The 14,116-nt window shown below is 41.0% G+C and carries 14 protein-coding genes; 3 read left to right on the top strand and 11 right to left on the bottom strand.

Going from position 1 to position 14,116, the window contains the following annotated elements; translation table 11 throughout:
* Window positions 1–34: 34 nt before the first annotated feature.
* The 7 genes from ilvD to AACU25_RS21720 all read right to left on the bottom strand — a co-directional run bounded on the left by ilvD (window position 35) and on the right by AACU25_RS21720 (window position 4,866).
* On the bottom strand, window positions 35–1,723 hold the full coding sequence (ilvD, locus tag AACU25_RS21690; RefSeq protein WP_096579169.1) for a dihydroxy-acid dehydratase: 1,689 nt from the start codon (window positions 1,721–1,723) through the stop codon (window positions 35–37).
* Between the two features lie 204 nt (window positions 1,724–1,927).
* The gene (locus AACU25_RS21695) at window positions 1,928–2,263 is read right to left on the bottom strand and encodes a XisI protein (protein ID WP_096579171.1); all 336 of its coding nucleotides are present in this window, start codon (window positions 2,261–2,263) and stop codon (window positions 1,928–1,930) included.
* Window positions 2,264–2,310: 47 nt separating this feature from the next.
* A complete protein-coding gene (locus AACU25_RS21700) occupies window positions 2,311–2,646 on the bottom strand; it encodes a XisI protein (RefSeq protein WP_096579173.1) in 336 nt (111 codons plus the stop codon).
* Window positions 2,634–3,050 (bottom strand): XisH family protein, encoded by a 417-nt coding sequence (locus tag AACU25_RS21705; RefSeq protein WP_096579175.1) that lies wholly within the window; start codon window positions 3,048–3,050, stop codon window positions 2,634–2,636. The genes AACU25_RS21700 and AACU25_RS21705 overlap by 13 nt, the downstream gene beginning before the upstream one ends.
* Before the next feature lie 221 nt (window positions 3,051–3,271).
* Entirely contained in the window at window positions 3,272–3,706 is a 435-nt protein-coding gene (locus tag AACU25_RS21710; RefSeq protein WP_096579177.1) for a hypothetical protein, read from the bottom strand.
* Between the two features lie 178 nt (window positions 3,707–3,884).
* Window positions 3,885–4,151: a hypothetical protein gene (locus AACU25_RS21715; protein WP_190445989.1), complete on the bottom strand. Its 267-nt coding sequence runs from the start codon at window positions 4,149–4,151 to the stop codon at window positions 3,885–3,887.
* 334 nt (window positions 4,152–4,485) lie between these two features.
* The gene (locus tag AACU25_RS21720) at window positions 4,486–4,866 is read right to left on the bottom strand and encodes an endonuclease domain-containing protein (protein ID WP_096579180.1); all 381 of its coding nucleotides are present in this window, start codon (window positions 4,864–4,866) and stop codon (window positions 4,486–4,488) included.
* Between the two features lie 2,448 nt (window positions 4,867–7,314).
* Here AACU25_RS21720 and AACU25_RS37090 point away from each other — a divergent pair.
* Window positions 7,315–8,847, top strand: coding sequence for a CHAT domain-containing protein (locus tag AACU25_RS37090; protein WP_479688192.1), 1,533 nt, complete (start codon window positions 7,315–7,317; stop codon window positions 8,845–8,847).
* On the opposite strand, the gene AACU25_RS21730 is transcribed toward AACU25_RS37090, so the two are convergent.
* From AACU25_RS21730 to AACU25_RS21745, 4 genes are all read right to left on the bottom strand, one after another.
* Window positions 8,844–9,173 carry a hypothetical protein gene (locus AACU25_RS21730; RefSeq protein ID WP_321206843.1) on the bottom strand — a complete coding sequence of 110 codons (330 nt, stop codon included), beginning with the start codon at window positions 9,171–9,173 and terminating at the stop codon, window positions 8,844–8,846. The two genes, AACU25_RS37090 and AACU25_RS21730, sit on opposite strands and share 4 nt — an antisense overlap.
* A gap of 182 nt (window positions 9,174–9,355) precedes the next feature.
* Window positions 9,356–9,637, bottom strand: a complete 282-nt coding sequence (locus tag AACU25_RS21735; protein ID WP_096579186.1) for a hypothetical protein — start codon at window positions 9,635–9,637, stop codon at window positions 9,356–9,358.
* A gap of 138 nt (window positions 9,638–9,775) precedes the next feature.
* Entirely contained in the window at window positions 9,776–10,825 is a 1,050-nt protein-coding gene (locus AACU25_RS21740) for an ABC transporter permease (protein ID WP_096579188.1), read from the bottom strand.
* Between the two features lie 98 nt (window positions 10,826–10,923).
* A complete protein-coding gene (locus AACU25_RS21745) occupies window positions 10,924–11,442 on the bottom strand; it encodes an adenine phosphoribosyltransferase (protein WP_096579190.1) in 519 nt (172 codons plus the stop codon).
* Window positions 11,443–11,882: 440 nt separating this feature from the next.
* Between AACU25_RS21745 and AACU25_RS21750 the strand changes: the two genes are divergently transcribed.
* Together AACU25_RS21750 and AACU25_RS21755 are read left to right on the top strand one after the other, a co-directional pair.
* Window positions 11,883–12,509: a DUF3038 domain-containing protein gene (locus AACU25_RS21750; RefSeq protein WP_096579192.1), complete on the top strand. Its 627-nt coding sequence runs from the start codon at window positions 11,883–11,885 to the stop codon at window positions 12,507–12,509.
* Window positions 12,506–14,035: a DUF4335 domain-containing protein gene (locus AACU25_RS21755; RefSeq protein ID WP_096579194.1), complete on the top strand. Its 1,530-nt coding sequence runs from the start codon at window positions 12,506–12,508 to the stop codon at window positions 14,033–14,035. The genes AACU25_RS21750 and AACU25_RS21755 overlap by 4 nt, the downstream gene beginning before the upstream one ends.
* Window positions 14,036–14,116 lie beyond the last annotated feature (81 nt).

The raw sequence follows: 14,116 nt of genomic DNA on the forward strand, positions 1-14,116 counted from the left end.
CATTACCCATGCCCAATGCCCCATGCCCCATGCCCTATTCAAACAAATCCAAATCTGTTACAGCGCCGAGGCTGCTAGAAGCAACTAATTTGGCATATTTTCCAAGCACACCTTTGGTATAACGAGGTTTGTGAGGTTGCCAATTGGCACGACGGCGGGCTAATTCTTCGTCGGAGATGTTCAGCTGTAATAAACGTGCAGGCGCATCGATTGTAATGCTATCGCCTTCTTCAACAAGAGCGATCGCACCACCAACTGCTGCTTCGGGTGCAACGTGCCCCACTACCATACCGTAGGTACCACCAGAGAAACGCCCATCGGTGATTAATCCCACAGAATCACCCAAACCAGCACCAATAATTGCTGAGGTGGGAGCTAGCATTTCGCGCATACCGGGGCCGCCCTTCGGCCCTTCGTAGCGAATAACTAGAATATCACCCGGCTTAATTTTGCCTACCAAAATTGCATCTAAAGAAGCTTCTTCTGACTCAAATACTCTTGCTGGCCCGGTAATGATTGGTTTTTTAACTCCGGTAATTTTTGCTACTGCACCTTCCGTTGCTAAGTTACCTTTCAGAATAGCCAAGTGTCCTTGAGGATACATTGGGTTATTCCAAGGACGAATTACATCTTGATTAGCAGATGGTTCTTCTGGTACATCTGCCAAAACTTCAGCGATAGTTTGACCGCTAATTGTGAGAGCATCACCGTGAATTAAGCCATGTACTAGTAGCATTTTCATGACTTGAGGAATACCACCAGCTTTGTGTAAATCCGTAGCTACATATCTACCGCTTGGTTTTAAATCACACAGCACAGGTACACGCCCACGGATAGCTTCAAAGTCATCAATAGTTAATTCCACCCCAGCAGCGCGGGCGATCGCTAAAAAGTGCAATACTGCATTTGTGGAACCACCTACAGCCATAATTACGGCAATGGCGTTTTCTATAGATTTGCGGGTGATGATTTGCCGGGGTAGGATTTGTTTACGAATTGCTTCTACCAAAACATCTGCTGATTTTGCTGTACTATCAGCCTTTTCTGCATCTTCAGCTGCCATTGTGGAAGAATAGGGTAAACTCATCCCCATAGCTTCAAAAGCCGAAGACATAGTATTAGCTGTATACATCCCACCGCAGGAACCAGCACCAGGACAAGCGTTGCGTTCGACTTGTATTAATTCATTTTCGTCAATTTTGCCGGCGCTATATTGCCCAACAGCTTCAAAGGAACTAACAACTGTTAAATCTTTACCGTTATAATGTCCGGGTTTAATCGTGCCACCATAGACAAAAATAGCAGGAATATTCATGCGGGCGATCGCAATCATTGCCCCTGGCATATTTTTATCACAACCACCAATAGCCAGTACACCATCCATACTTTGCCCGGTAACTGCAGTTTCAATCGAATCTGCAATTACTTCTCGAGAAACTAGGGAATATTTCATCCCTTCAGTTCCCATCGAAATCCCATCACTAATAGTAATTGTGCCGAAAATTTGCGGCATTGCTCCTGCAGTTTTTACAGCAGCTTCGGCTCTTTGTGCGAGCTGATTAATCCCCATATTACAAGGGGTAATAGTGCTGTAACCATTGGCAATTCCGACAATGGCTTTATTAAAATCTTCATCCTGAAAACCAACTGCACGCAGCATTGCTCTATTAGGCGAACGCTGCACCCCTTGCGTTACAACTTGGCTTCTTAAATTCTCCGACATCTTTTTTCCTTCCGTGCCATCATCGCAACTGTTGCGATTGTCTTAGTTGATCTTCTCATGCATAGTCGGCACATAAGAACATGAATCATCACTGATTAGTTATTAGTTATTAAACTTAGTACAATATTGCACAAGTTTATAATTCGTTAATTTTCAGCATCAATTCCGGGGCTTGTATCCTTTGAGTTTGCGGCCACTGAGAAATCAAGCGATCGCAAAATCAGTGTATTGTCTAACATCCTCTGGATGAAAAGCTAAAACAATTTTATCTTTGGGAATTCCTGCGGCTACGAGTTCATTAGCAATCCCATATTCAGTTCCATCGCGCTGAATCCAAATTTTTCCATCAATAATTTCAATATGGATAATACAACCATGAACTCGTTCTTCTCTTTCCCATCCTAAAGTCATTACTATGTAATGAGTAGCTGTGCGATCAATGATGAGTTTTATTTCTAATTGCCGATTGGCATAGGGTATTTTTATATATTCAGTTAGAATTTCTTCGATAATTTTTTGATATTTCTTTAAGGTATCCATTGCACAATTACCTCTTGCTTTGGTTCAAATACAAGTAAACTTGTTATTTAACTCACAGCATAATCTGTAAATTGGCGTTTAAATGGCGAATGAAAGCCGATGACAATATCCTGCTTGGGGATACCTAAATTTGCTAAATCTTCTCCTATTTCATTCTCTGTACCATTGTGTTGTACCCAAACCTTATCATCTTTAATATCTAAATGTAAAAAACAACCATAAACACGACGTTGATTTTTCCAGCCGACATTTACAAGTTGATAGTGGTGATGTTCTGTATCAAAAATTAATTGGGTTTCAATTTCTGGGTCTTGACTAGAGATTGCCGCATATTCTTGGAGAAGTTGCTGAATTATTTGTTGGTATTTTGTTAGTTTATCCATTCAATAATATCCTCCGTTGCAGGCTGATAAGTAATCAATTTAAGTTGATATGTTTTAATAATATTTTGCACAAGTCTGATAGTAAAAAAGGAAGTATATGTATCGATGGGAACCGCTAAATAGAGAGTACGGTCTGGTTCTTGTTCAGATAATGCTAGTCGATAGTTAATAAACTGTCCTAAAGCTGTGTGAAATTCAGAAATCGCAGATGTTTTAAAAAAGCTTTTAATTTCAACAGCAATTTTTTCACCCTCTCTTTCTGCTGCTAGAATTTTTTCTGCTCCTAAGTCGATGTACATATCCCCTAACTCAAAACTGACGGGTAAGGGATCATGGGTAATTTTCCACCCTTCTTTTTCTAGTCCTTTTTTGACTGCGTTGTGAAAGATATCTCTTGCTGGCATACCTATTATAAGCGCAATATGCTTTTGACTGTATTTCGACAGACGTTTGTGCTAATGTCGCTAATACTTGGAAATATAAAGTGTGATTTTATACGATTTTATCTATGATAAAGCAAAATGTTGGCGACAAAAAGATCCCCGACTTTTTTGAAAAGTCGGGGATCTAATTTCTTGTTTAAGTAGCTATTATGAGGATTTAAAAATTTCTGACGGTAGGTGGATTATTGCAGCACAGGAGTTGTATCATTACCGTTAGTTGACGCACTCGCAATTGCAGCTTGAGTTTTTTGAGTAGCAAGAACTGCTGTAACTGGAGTCACGTTTGAACTAGATTTACTTCGTCTTCGATTAGAGCCGCCAGCCTTGGAATACTCTACACTGTTTCTGCCGTAGACAGTTGCAACTCCACTTAGCATTCGTTCAGACATTTCGGAGAGAGCTTTATCCATCTGAGTGATTGTTTTACGCGATTCTTCAAGATTAGACACCAGCATATTATGAGCTTCTACTACAGCACGGGTAGAGTTGATTAAGTGGTTGTAGGCTTCAATGGTTAACCCATGTCCTAAATCCAGATTGTCATCAATGGATTTAAGCAAGGCGAGACGAAGTTGAGCTTTGTCAACAGCAGCCGAACCACGAGTTCTTAAAGACATGACATACCCTTTTTTTGATAATCCTGTTTCAAAGTAATGGAGTATCCTTTTGCCTGAGATGGGTAGTTTTATGGATTTATTTGATTAAAATTTCAAAAAAATAATTACGAGTATGCCTGTATTTTTACTCATTTTTCATATCAATTTGTTGTTTAAGAATGAGTACAATCAACAACAGTCACCGCCGATATAGCAAATGCGATCGCCGATATAGTAATTGAGTTCGCTGATATAGTAATTGAGTTCGCCGATATAGTAATTGAGTTCGCCGATATAGTAATTGAGTTCGCTGATATAGTAATTGCGATCGCCGATATAGCAATTGCGATCGCCGATATAGTAATTGAGTTCGCCGATATAGTAATTGAGTTCGCCGATATAGTAATTGAGTTCGCCGATATAGTAATTGCGATCGCCGATATAGTAATGGGAGGTGTATACACAAATCGGATTTTCTTTCTAGATCCGGGTTTTACCCCCCTTAATCCCCCCTTGGAAAGCAGGGCTGATTCATTCGATAAGGTATGTATTTTGTCAATATGATTGGCGATAAATATTCGGGCAAAAGTCATGAATTATTGACCATATTGATGCCTAAGATTGAATGCCAATTGAATACCTTGCTGATTTTTCATCTCCTGAACCCTTGATTTTTCAAGGCTTTTAGGGAATGAAACAGCCCTGCCTTGGAAAGGGGGGAGACAAGAAAAATAAGTTCCTTCACCTTTACAAGGGGAGAAATTAGAAAATCCAGTTCCCTCCCCTTTATAAGGGGAGGGTTAGGGTGGGGTAACTTCCCTCAAGCTACAAATAACTTCCCTAATCTTATCCACCACACTATCAATATCTTGATAAACCTCTTGATTTGTAAATCTCAAAATCCTCGTGCCTTTTGATTCCAAAAATGCTTGGCGATCGCGGTCATATTCTGGAACTCCATCTTGATAGTGACTATCACCATCAATTTCTATGGCAAGTCTCAATTCCGCAGAATAAAAATCCACTACAAATCTGTCAATACTGTATTGTCTGCGAAATTTACAGCTTTCAATTTGTTGATTTCTCAGTTTTGCCCAAACTATTTTTTCACATGGAGGCATATTGTTTCTGAGAGTTTGCCGTTTTTGCTTTTCTGAGGTTTGGTTATACAGTTTTGTCATCAGCGTTTTCATATTCTTGGACTGTGCTGATTATTCCCAGAATTACCCCCCTTAATCCCTCCTTGGAAAGGGGGGAGACAAGAAAATTAAGTTCCTTCACCTTTACAAGGGGAGAAATTAGAAAATCCAGTTCCCTCCCCTTTATAAGGGGAGGGTTAGGGTGGGGTAATTCAATTGATTCCCAGAATTACCCCCCTTAATCCCCCCTTAGAAAGTGGGGAGACAAGAAAATTAAATTCTTTCACCTTTACAAGGGGAGAAATGAGAAAATCTAGTTCCCTCCCCTTTATAAGGGGAGGGTTAGGGTGGGGTAATTCAATAACTTGCTTGTACACCGTAGCCTTTTTAAGAAAAAGCTAAAACTTTTTACCCCCTCATTTTTCAGAAATTGAGGATAATACTGTTGAAGCTTCATCAAGATGCTTCTAACTACACCTGCTCATGAACGAACAGCGCCTACAAGCTTATTACCAGCTAATCGAAAGCCTGCTAAATTGCACAGATGGAAAAGAACCAGAAATTTTAGCAGCAAACCAAGAATTACTTGATGCTGGCTTTGTGCAGACAGTAGAAGAAGTAGCACAGATGTGTTCCCAAAGCGGGGATGAGAATACAGCGAATTGGTTGCAAGGTTTGGCAATGCAACTAAGGGAAGTATTAAATCTAGATACTAAAGTAGATTTGCAATTTCTCAGTGAGGAGGAGATACAGACATATTACCAATTCTTGATGGAAGTACTACAAGCAACCGCAGACAGTAGTGGTAATTCCCAGGTAGTTTACCCCTTGCTGGCAAAGAACACAGACAAACTCGACGGAGTTTTAGCAGAAATATTGCGCCGTTGGGGGACAAATAGACTTGGGGAAGCGAAAGCAGATGAAGCGGAATATTTAGCAGCAGTTATTGATGAATTTAGCAATCTAATTCAGCAATTTCCCTTGGGTAGCAAAGCCAGCAATATGGAAATTGCTATTACTGGCTATGAAGTCGCGTTAACTGTCAGAACCAGAGAAGCTTTGCTTTTTGATTGGGCAATGACACAAAATAATCTCGCAATTGCCTACGGGGATAGAATCAAAGGAGACAAGGCAGAGAATATCGAAAATGCGATCGCTGCTTATACTGCTGCTTTAACTGTCTACACCAGAGAAGCTTTGCCTCAAGATTGGGCAATGACGCAAAATAATCTCGGACTTGCCTACGGGAATAGAATCAAAGGAGACAAGGCAGAGAATATCGAAAATGCGATCGCTGCTTATACTGCTGCTTTAACTGTCAGAACTAGAGAAGCTTTGCCTCAAGCTTGGGCAATGACACAAAATAATCTCGGACTTGCCTACGGGAATAGAGTCAAAGGAGACAAGGCAGAGAATATCGAAAATGCGATCGCTGCTTATACTGCTGCTTTAACTGTCAGAACTAGAGAAGCTTTGCCTCAAGCTTGGGCAATGACGCAAAATAATCTCGCAATTGCCTACGGGGATAGAATCAAAGGAGACAAGGCAGAGAATATCGAAAATNCGATCGCTGCTTATACTGCTGCTTTAACTGTCTACACCAGAGAAGCTTTGCCTCAAGCTTGGGCAATGACGCAAAATAATCTCGCAGCAGCCTACGGGAATAGAGTCAAAGGAGACAGGGCAGAGAATATCGAAAATGCGATCGCTGCTTCTACTGCTGCTTTAACTGTCTACACCAGAGAAGCTTTGCCTCAACATTGGGCAGAAACGCAAAATAATCTTGCAGCAGCCTACGGGGATAGAGTCAAAGGAGACAGGGCAGAGAATATCGAAAATGCGATCGCTGCTTATACTGCTGCTTTAACTGTCTACACCAGAGAAGCGTTGCCTCAAGCTTGGGCAATGACGCAAAATAATCTCGCAATTGCCTACATGGAGAGAATTAAGGGAGATACGGCAGAGAATATCGAAAATGCGATCGCAGCTTTTACTGCTGCTTTAACTGTCAGAACTAGAGAAGCTTTGCCGCAACATTGGGCAGAAACGCAAAATAATCTTGCAGCAGCCTACGGGGATAGAATCAAAGGAGACAAGGCAGAGAATATCGAAAATGCGATCGCAGCTTTTACTGCTGCTTTAACTGTCAGAACTAGAGAAGCTTTGCCGCAACATTGGGCAGAAACGCAAAATAATCTTGCAGCAGCCTACGGGGATAGAATCAAAGGAGACAGGGCAGATAACATCGAAAATGCAATCGCAGCTTATACTGCTGCTTTAACTGTCTTCACCAGGGAAGCTTTGCCTGAAGACCATGCAGAATCTTTGGGGAGACTCGGAATTGCTTACCAAAACAGTAACCAGTTTACCTCAGCTTACTATCAGTTTAAATCTGCCATTGACACAGTAGAATCTTTACGGTCAGAAATCGTTTCTGGGGAGGAAAGCAAGCGCAAGCAAGCGGAATCCTTTAACCAAGTTTATAGCCGCATGGTAGAAGTTTGCCTAGAATTAGCTAATATCACCGAAGCAATTGAATATGTTGAACGTAGTAAAACCCGCAATTTAGTTGAACAAATCCTCGAACGTGACTCTAAAACCATCTTTTCTCCAGAAGTATTCACTCAACTAGAAAAATACAGGGATGAAATAGCCGTAGGACAATATCAAATCCAAAATGGCAAAGCTGAAAATCCCAAATTCCTTGCACAACATCTCCAACAGTTGCGAAAGCAGCGTAATGAATTGCAAAACCAATACTTACCTGTCGGTTATGGTTTCAAATTCGACTCATTTCAAGCTTCTTTGGATGAGCATACAGCTATTATCGAGTGGTATATTCTCAACGATAAAATTCTGGTGTTTATTGTCACAGCTACAGGAGAAGTTACTGTTTGGCAATCACAACCAGAAGACCGAGAAGCTTTATATGATTGGGTAAATCAATATTTACAAAACTACTACTATCAAAAAGACCAATGGCTGAATAACTTAGGGGAAGAACTCAAAGAATTAGCTTCGATTCTGCACATTGATGAAATATTAACCCAGATACCAAAGCACTGCGATCAACTCATCTTAATTCCCCATCAATTCCTGCACTTATTCCCCCTTCATACACTCCCAGTAAATCAAAATTCTGAAAATTCGTCTTGTCTTCTAGATTTATTTGCTGGTGGTGTCAGCTATGCACCTAGCTGTCAACTACTGCAACAGGTACAACAGCGCAAACGTCCTGATTTTCAATTCCTATTTGCAATTCAAAACCCCACAGAAGACCTGAATTACACCGATTTAGAAGTACAAGTTATTCAAAGTTACTTTAATACTGCCAACGTCCTGAAAAAAACAGCAGCGACACTCACGGCTATTAATAATTCTGACTTAAATACTTATCACTGCGCCCACTTTAGCTGTCACGGATATTTTAACTTCATAAATCCCAGTCAATCAGCCCTAATTTTGGCAAATGCACCCGTAGCTGACACAGTTCCACAAGCAAATACAGAACGTTATCTGAATTTACGGGCAGGGGAAACCCACGATTTAGACAAATGCCTTACCCTAGATAAAATCTTCAGTCTCAAATTAGAAAAATGTCGCCTCGTCACCCTTTCCGCCTGCGAAACTGGATTGATTGATTTTCAAAATGCCAGCGATGAATATATTGGTTTACCTAGCGGTTTTCTGTTAGCTGGTAGTCAAGCTGTAGTTAGTAGTTTGTGGACTGTCAGCGATTTATCTACAGCATTTTTGATGATGAAATTTTATGAAAATCTGCAAACAATAAATACTGTCTCTTTAGCACTCAATCAAGCACAGCAGTGGTTGCGAAATTTGACAACAGAAGAATTTGAAGCACTGTTAGTTAAATATCATCCACAAATCAAAGAAATTTTTGCTCAACTTGAAGAAGATGAGCAGATACTTGCTGAGGAATATTTATTACAGGCTAAAAATCGTAAGCCATATCCTTTTAAAAATCCTTTCTATTGGGCAGCTTTCACCGCCACAGGAGTTTAAGATTCTGAATCGGGAACCTGGCAAAATTTTTTTACCCCTATTTTAAAAGCATAAATGGCAACTACACTTGCCAATCCTGGAGGAATAGCAGCACTTATTGCTAAGGGTTCTAGAACAATAGGTATTATCCCTGCTGCCAATACCTCTCTAAACTCTTCTTGGCAGATTATCTTGCGGGACTTTTCTAACAAATCGTCCAAAATATTTGATTTTCTGGATGGTTCATAACCAGCCCTTATTGCCAATATTTTAGCTGCTGTCTCTAAATTTCCATTACGCTGCTCAATGAGATCAAGAGTATCAAGAGCATCTTGATTATCCGCCAACTGACTGCGAAAATGAGTAATTTCCTCTGGTGTTAAGGTAAGCATTTAAGAGTTTTAAATAGTAAATATACGGAATAATCAGCAATTATACATCTCATGTCTAATCTACAGACATGGATCTGACACTACATTAACAATAGGAACAACTTTGCTGTGCGATCGCGGAAATTTTTGCACATCCGTTAACCTGGCTGTAAAAACTCAACTTTGGGTAACAAAGGATCAGTCACAATACCGATACCGTTAAAACCCCAACGCTTGAGTAAACTATTTATCTGTGTACCAGGAATAGATTCTACAGAAAAGCGATTTGCTACCTCTGCGGCGTGGGTATTGAGATAGCTAAGAGCATCAAAGTTTTCTTTAAATAACAACAGATAACCCGATGCTTCAGCATTGGGACGAGCCGTTAAATAACGACCATCAGATTTAGAACGTACCAAATAATAAACTTCGGAAAGCATGGAGACGGAAGGGAAGGGGGGACAAGGAGGAAGAGAGTAGGGGAGCAGAGGAAGCAGGGGAGCAGAGGAGAAATCCTTTTACCAATGACCAATTACCAATTACCAATGACCAATGACCAATTACCAATTACCAATTGCCTAATTTAAATTCTCTAGGCGAATGCGTGGATCTGCAGCTTTGAGGAGTAAATCAGCGGCTAAATTCCCGATAATTAACAGTACTGCGCCCATGACTAAGCTTGCCATTAATAAATACAAGTCTTGAGCTTGTAAAGCCTGTAAAGTCAATCTTCCTAAACCAGGCCAGTTAAAAAACTGTTCGGCAATAAATGCACCGTTTAATAAGCCAGCTAACTCAAAACCCAACAAGGTAATTAAAGGGTTGATGGCATTACGCAGCGCGTGAACGTAAATGACTCGGTTTTCTGGTAATCCTTTGGCGCGTGCCGTTTGAATATAATCTTGACGCAGAACATCCAATAATTCGCCGCGAGTGATGCGTTGCAAACCAGCAAAACTGGTAATTGACAGTGCGATCGTTGGTAAAATCATGTGCCAAGCAACATCGAGAACCCTGCCAAACCAATTCAATTCCCAGTGATTGATGCTAGTCATGTCACCCACAGGAAAAATAGGTGAGGTGACTTGGGCGACAATCAGCAAGAATAGGGCAGTGATAAAACTGGGGAATCCTTGCCCAGCATAGCTAATTACCTGTAAAACCCGGTCAACCAGCTTATTTTGCTTCACTGCAGCAACAATCCCTAAAGGAATAGCGATCGCCCATGTCACAATTAAAGAAGCGATCGCTAATAGCAACGTTGCCTGTATGCGTTCTCCTAACAGCGAAGCTACCGAGCGTTGGTACACAAAACTTGTGCCAAAATCACCTTTGCTAAAGATGCGCCACAGCCAAAACCCAAATTGCTCCGGCCAGGACTTATCCAAACCAAACTGGCGCTTGATTTCCTCGATTCTTTCCGGGGAAATTTTAGGGTTTTGCCGTAATGTATCTACATAATCCCCTGGAGCCAACTGAATAATGAAAAATGACAATGCAGATGCCAAAAATAAAGTCAGTAGCGCCTGTAATAGCCTTTTCATTACATAAATAAAAGTCTCGCTCGTGACTAGCCTAATTAGCCAGTCTCGACTTGTCTCCAGAGAAATTTTTGTAGAAGATGTCATATGTTAGTCAAAGGTATTGGGATAAACCCCAATTAGAACAAGTGGTGTTCAAGAGTCAAGAAGCTGTAATTTTGATAATTTAGACTTTTGACTCTTGACTAATATTCAATCAAGGAGATAATCGGCACATCTGGCAGATATTTACGTCCTTGTAAATCTCTTAGCTCGATAATAAACCCAAAGCCTAATAATTCGCAGCCAATCTTCTCGACTAATTTTGCTGTTGCACTCGCAGTTCCACCTGTGGCTATCAAATCGTCCACAATCAAAACTCGGCTACCTGGAGGTAACGCATCCTGATGCACTTCCAACGAATCAGTGCCGTACTCCAAATCATATTCAACGGAGTGAACTGCTGCTGGTAACTTCCCCTTTTTCCGTGCGGGAATAAAACCAGCGCCTAATTTGTAAGCTAAAGGAGAGCCAAAAATAAAACCGCGTGACTCCATCCCCACAATGTAATCCGCATTCAGTCCATTGTTGATGCACTGTAGGGCAAAGAAGTCAATAGTGTAGCGTAAACCGTCAGGATCGCGCAGCAGCGTCGTGATATCTCGAAAGACAATTCCTGGTTTGGGAAAATCTGGTATTTCACGAATTAGAGACTTTAAATCCATAAAAATCGCTCTTAGGGATTAATAATTGGGCATGGGAGATGGGGCATTGGGCATTGTTGATTTCTTTCTTGACTATTGAGCGCTGAGATCCCCTACTTTTTGTAATTCCTCATCCCTAGTCCCCAGTCCCCAATTCCCGATACCTGACAAATCGTACACTATAATGTCATACGCTGGGGATCGAAGCTCAAGCTTGGCGATCCATTGACGATAACTTGAATCTAACTCAAGCTAGGGATGGAATTGCACTACCAAGTGAGGTTGATACACTTATATGTTAAAAACATAAATTTAAGTATACGGAAACCTTGGAGTTCAAGAAGTAAGTAATGTATATATCAAGCATTACTACGACTGCTACAAGCCTTATGTTTTTGTATGGCTATTTATCTTAAATTAGTTTTACCTAGTCTGTCGGAAGCGCACAAGGTATCTATAGAATGAATGTCTCCGCTAGTTTAACGCCGTTTAACAGTCCTACTCCCTCGTCATTGCCTATGATTCTGGATACCTTACCCGATCCGGCGACAGAGGGGCAACTATGTCCCCGAAGAACTCGGGTACAAATCGATTTAATTTTACTGGCAATTGAAGCTTTAGAACTGGGTGGTTCGGAAGCTATTTTGGCTTTTGCAGATGAATTGGAATTAAAAGGAATTATCAAAGATAGGGTAAATTTATGGCGAATGCGTAGTTCTAACCCGCTACGAAGAGCGCATATGCGTCGCCCTTTAACTATTATGGAAGCAAAAGCATTGGTAGTAATTGCTTGCTATATAGCTAGACGTTTAACAGTAGTTATTCGTCAGTTATTGATGATTTATCAACAAATGAATGAAAAGCAACTACCACTGGAACAAAATCTTAGACTATCTAATTATTTAGAGCGGTTTAGAACGCATTTTAAGAGTAGGATGAGTTCCCGCCGTTCTGGTTCATTAGCATTAACTTCTGACGAGAAATTAGATGAGCTAGCGATAAATTTATTAGGACAACTACTCTTCTGTACTGGCACAGCTGGAATGCAGCGGTTCTGGATCAGTCTTTTTGATGGGGAAGTAGAATGAATATTCAACGTAAGTACAGTCTACCTAATTGCACGTTGCTTTTAGAAGGTTTAAGCGATGCCAGCCGGGCTGCACATTTTCAAGAAATGCGCCCGGAATTATCAATATTGGTCAATGCAGAATGCTATTTATCTAGTTATAATCAACCCCTAGTGGGAGGAAGAGAATTTTTTGAAAGTTTGGTGAGAGCAGTTAGTGGCTACGCTCAAGAATTCCTGAGTAACGTCCCCAATCCCCAAGCTCATAATCAAGATTCAGAGTTAGTAGAATTACAAAAACTAGACATTAACCGACACAGGTTAATAGTGCATTCTGAGGATGAATCTCAAGGTTTTAATTCTAACCCTAACAATAACAAAGAGCCGATTCAAATTGATTTAAATACAGTACAGTTATTCGATTTAGTAGAAGCGGTAGATCAGTTTTTTGCTGACACCCAAACTTTACCAGAGCTATCTCTAGAATTACAACCAGTTACAAGAAGAAATAGTGTTGCTAATCAAGCTGTATTAAAGCAGGCAGTGCCTGCTACTATAGGGGTTTCGAGTTTGGCTGTTGCAGCACTCACCTTAAGCTTGATTCCATCTCCGCAACTACGTACACCAGAGTCAAATACACAAAATCCCACTAGCTCCACAACACCTAACGTTACACCCAGCGCTACACCTGCGGCGGCTGAAACTACCACACCCGCAGCAGCTGTTACGCCTACAACTTCCCCCAATGCAACATCTACACCAATAGCGGCGGTAACACCAACACCCTCATCAGAAATTACACCCACACCAATAGCGGCGGTAACACCAACACCTACTCCTACAACAACACCTGAAGTTAAAGATTTAGAAAAACTTTTAACTACTGTACCGGAAATTACCGATCCATCGAAACTACGGGCATTGAACCGTCAATTGTATAACCAAATTAATCCGGCTTGGACTAATCGTGCTGAATTATCAGAGGATGTGGTTTATCGTGTAGGTGTCGCAGCCGACGGTGCCATCATTGGCTATAAAGCCGTGAATCAAAAGGCAAATGACGAAATACAAAAAACTCCTCTACCCAACCTACTTTACAATCCTGCTACCCGAGGCGCGATTCAAAACGAACCAATTGCTCAATACAGAGTTGTGTTGACAAAAACAGGAGTACTGGAAGTTAGCCCTTGGCGTGGGTATGCTAAAACACCAGAGGTTGTGGGGGCAAAAATTACTGATGCTAAGACAGTTAATGATTTAAGCCAGAAGTTATATGGCACAGTACGGCAAAGCTGGGGAGGTACCCCCACCTTTGAAAGATATTTGAAGTATCGGGTGGCGGTCAACAAAGATGGTGCGATCGCAGACTATGAGCCGCTCAATCAAGTCGCCTATGATTATGCTCGGGAAACTCCCCTACCTCAATTGCTACAACAGGCTCAAGGTTCAAATTTAGTTGCACCTAACACCAAAGAACCTCTAGCCCACTTCCAACTCATATTTCAGCCAAGTGGCAAATTAGAAATCACTCCTTGGCGTGGATATTAATGAGAAAGGAGAAAACAGTGAACAGAAAAGACAAGGTAAGGTAAGGGAGACAAGAAGGAGAACTCTTGACTTTTGACTTTT

Source organism: Tolypothrix tenuis PCC 7101, assembly GCF_963874875.1.
GTDB lineage: Bacteria > Cyanobacteriota > Cyanobacteriia > Cyanobacteriales > Nostocaceae > Aulosira > Aulosira tenue.